Annotated in this window: 2 protein-coding genes; one reads left to right on the plus strand and one right to left on the minus strand. The window is 52.9% G+C overall.

The features are described 5' to 3' along the window. Nucleotides 1-60: 60 nt before the first annotated feature. Entirely contained in the window at nt 61-1542 is a 1482-nt protein-coding gene (gene glgA / locus HN413_13995) for a glycogen synthase GlgA (protein MBT3391508.1), read from the minus strand. 357 nt (nt 1543-1899) lie between these two features. Between glgA and HN413_14000 the strand changes: the two genes are divergently transcribed. Continuing rightward, nucleotides 1900-4122, plus strand: a complete 2223-nt coding sequence (locus tag HN413_14000; GenBank protein ID MBT3391509.1) for a hypothetical protein — start codon at nt 1900-1902, stop codon at nt 4120-4122. Nucleotides 4123-4180: the final 58 nt, after the last annotated feature.

Genomic DNA, 4180 nt, shown 5'->3' on the forward strand with positions numbered 1-4180 from the left:
TCATCAAAAAGCACAATCGCTATGTTCTTTTTCAATTTTACCTCGTAGATTGTCAATCCATCACAAAGCTTGCTTATTTTTGATCGCCTGCCGATATGCTTTTTCATACGCGCGGGCGCTGTCTTCCCACGAAAAGCGCTGCTGCATGGCCTGCTGCACCATCGCATCCCAATGTTCGCGACGGTCGTAGTAGGTACTCACCGCCCAGCCAACGCTGTAATAAACTGCATGGGCGCTGGCTTCCGAAAATTTGAAGCCGGTCCCCGTGCCGGTGTTTTCATCATATTGTTCAACCGTATCTTCCAGCCCGCCGGTGGCGCGCACCACGGGCAGCGTGCCGTATTTCAGCGAGTAAATCTGATTCAGGCCGCAGGGTTCGTAGCGCGAGGGCATCAGGAACATATCGCTACCTGCTTCAATCCAGTGGGCGACTTCGTTGTTGTAACCGATATAACTTCCCGCGCGACCGGGAAAGCGTTTGGGCAGATCGCTAAAGAATTGTTCCAGAGCTTTATCGCCGGAGCCAAGTAAAACAAGCTGCACGCTCATATTCGCCAAAATATTGTCGATAGCTTCGGCCAGCAGATCAAGACCTTTTTGATCGGCCAGACGGCTGACCACGCCCATCACCGGGATGGTATCATCTTCTTCGAGCAGGAAGCGCGCTTGTAACGCCCGCTTGGATTCTTTTTTGCCGGATAAATCTTGGGGCGTGAACTGCGCCGGGATCAGGCGATCCACCGCCGGGTTCCAGTCGTCATAATCTACCCCATTAAGGATACCGATATAATGGTCGCCCTTGTCGTTTAAATATGGGGCCAATCCATAGGCCATCTCCGGTGTGCGCGTTTCCCAGGCGTATTTCGGGCTGACGGTGTTGACCATGTCGGCATACTGCACCCCGCCCTTAAGAAAGTTCACCCGTCCGTGGTCTTCAAATTTATCGGCGGTGAAATTACCCCATTGCAAACCCAAATAATCGTAATGCGCAGCATCAGCAACACCCTGATAGCCAATATTATGAATCGTCAACATGCTGGCTGCACCGCCCAACATTCGATCATCCCAATGCCATATTTTTAAGTACGCGGGCATCAACGCGGTTTGCCAATCGTGGGCATGGACAATATCGGGCTTGAAACCAATATCCTTGCAAAGTTGCAGCGCCGCCTGCGAGAGAAATCCAAAGCGTCTCGGATTGTCTAAATAATCATTATTCGCGGCGTCATTATACAATCCATCGCGATCGAAATATTTATCGGCCTCGATAAAATACACCGGAACATCGCCCACAGCAACGGTACGCTGCACCCCGCACCATTCTTCGCTATCGCCCATCCACACGCCCATCGGCGCCAGATATGGTTCCAGGTTAAATTTATCCGCATCAATCGAGCGATATTTTGGCATCACAACGATGACATTATGCCCCAGTGCCTTCAACGCTGCCGGAAGCGCGCCCACCACGTCGGCCAGTCCACCCGATTTTGCATACGGCACACATTCGGATGCAGCCATCATAATATTTAGCGATTTACCCATCAACTTGCCTCCTCCACTGCAATTTGAAATGTCGCCATTATAGTACACTTCACTCAGAGCAGCGGGGCGATTTGAGCCAAAACTACCCTCAAAATATGGCCACAGAGAACATAGAGATTCTGCGAAGATTTGTATAAAAAACTCTAGCTGTTTTGTAGAAAGTTTGTAAGAAAAGTCCCGTCATGCTGAGGCGCAGCCGAAGCATCCAGCGCAACGCATACGCTAGACCCTTCGCTATCGCTCAGGGTGACAGGCTACGATAAGACACGCTTTCGCCAGATGAGCCAACACTCTGCATGCTTCGCGGCCAAACAAAACTGCAATTTGCGCTTCGCTTGGTATATACTTATAAGCAGGATGACAAACCACCTGACATTTATTGCCGGAATACAGCATCCCCCGAGGATACCTCTGGAAAGATATCTGCCTCTTATCCCGGAGGGGGTTGGTGCTGCCTGGCTGGATGAACATATCACTCCCGGGGGGTGGGTGCTGGACCCCTTTGGGGCTTCGCCGCGCCTGCTCGAGGAAATCGCTCGCAGCGGATACCGCGTTTTAGCGGCTGTCCACAACCCGATGGTCAGTTTTGTCAGCAAAATTCTGGCGCAGTCTCCCAGCGCCGCCGATCTCAACGCAGCCTTGGCGCAATTGGGCGCCGCCAAATTCCGCGATACGCGCCTCGAACCGCACATCCGCGCTTTATACCAAACCCATTGTCATAAATGTGGACGGGGCATTGAAGCCCAGGCCTTCCTGTGGGAAAAAGACGCCCCTGCTCCATACGCCCGCGTGTACATTTGTCCGTATTGCGACGACCACGGCGAATACCCCACCACTGAAGAAGATCGCAACCGCGCCGTTCAATTCAGCCATAACGGATTACATCATGCCCGCGCTCTGGAACGCGTCGCCCCGCTCAACGATCCCGACCGCATCTTTGCCGAAGAAGCGCTGGCCGTTTATCCGGGGCGCGCCGTTTATATACTTACCACACTCATCAACCGCCTCGACGGTCTGATGATAGACACGCTGCAACGCCAGCGAATGGTCGCATTGATTCTGAATGCCTGCGACCGCGGCAACACGCTTTGGCCGCATCCCACCGAGCGGGAACGCCCGCGGCAATTAACCATTCCACCCAAATACCGAGAGAATAATCTCTGGCTGGCGCTTGAAGACGCGCTTTCAATGTGGGCATCCACACAAACGGCCATTCCTGTTTCGCAATGGCCGGATTTCCCTGAAAGCGCGGGAATCACACTCTATAACGGGCGCTTTAAAGACCTGGCAAGTGAACTGGGGGAATTTCCCGTTGAGGCCATCGTTAGCGCCATCCCGCGGCCTAATCAGGCCTTTTGGACGCTCTCGGCATTATGGAGCGGTTGGCTGTGGGGCGCAGACGCAGCAGACAACTTCAAAAGTGTGTTGCGCAGACAACGCTATGGCTGGCGTTGGCATACTGTGGCACTACATGCCACATTCGAAAGTTTGCAGCATAATCTCCCGGCAGGCATACCGATTTTTGGCCTGCTCAACGAAGGTGATGCCGGATTTATTAGCGCCACCCTGGCGGCAGCGCAGTATGCCGGTTTACGCTTCGCTGGTGCGGCGATGCGCCCTGAGCAGGAGCAAGCTCGGTTATTATGGTACCCCGATTTTGATGGCAAGCGATCTCAACTGTCTGAACAACGAAAACAGCAAATCAGCGCACAAGCGCGTGATTACCTGAGACAGCGCGGGCAGCCTGGCAACTATCTCTCGCTCGCGGCTGCCGGACTGCTCGAAACACCGGCATCATCGGACGATATAACTCCCAGCGAGGCCTACCACGCGCTGCAAAACACGCTGCAAGAAACCATCTCCTACCGGGGCGGTTTCCTTCATCTGGATTCAGATCAAACCCCGGAAAGTGGTTACTGGTGGCTAGCCGATGAGAGCCGCTCACAAACACCGATCGCCGACCGCGTTGAAATGGCTTGTGTGCGCTTCTTGCTTAAAAATCCTGGCAGTTCTCAAGCCGTCATTGACGCGGCGTTGTGTACCGAGTTTACGGGGCTACTGACCCCCTCTGCCGAACTCGTTCAATGCTGCCTGGAATCGTATGGGGAATCCGCGCTTGATCATAGCGTCTGGTCGCTGCGTCCCCAAGATACCCCCGCTACCCGACGGCAAGATTTGGAGGACATGGCGAATCTACTCAAAACATTGGGGACACGGTTGGGAGCTGATTTCCAGCAACTCCATGAAGACCCGCTATGCTATCAGTGGAGTTTCAATGGGGAGACATTGCGCACATTTTATTTAACGGTATCTGCACTGATGGGGAAAATCACCCAGGTGAAAAAACTACCTAAACCCGGTGTGATCGTATTGCCCGGCGGACGCGCCAACCTGGTTGCGTTCAAAATCGCTCATAACCCCGCGCTGCGTAATACGCTCCAAAATGATGGTTGGCAATTCCTCAAATATCGTCATTTACGGTATCTCGATTCAAACCCGGCATTAACGCTTGAAAATCTGGCTGAGCAATTTAAACTCGATCCCATGACCTATACTGAACCGCAGATACGATTATTCTAAATTACTGTATTCATCAACGGAAGTGTGAACATTGACAATCACATAAGCCAGGTGCGAT

It is taken from the genome of Chloroflexota bacterium (assembly GCA_018648225.1).
Lineage (GTDB): Bacteria > Chloroflexota > Anaerolineae > Anaerolineales > UBA11858 > NIOZ-UU35.

Coding starts and splice junctions, on each gene's coding strand:
- glgA (MBT3391508.1), bottom strand. CDS start 1,542: ATGGGTAAATCGCTAAATATTATGATGGCTGCATCCGAATGTGTGCCG.
- HN413_14000 (MBT3391509.1), top strand. CDS start 1,900: ATGACAAACCACCTGACATTTATTGCCGGAATACAGCATCCCCCGAGG.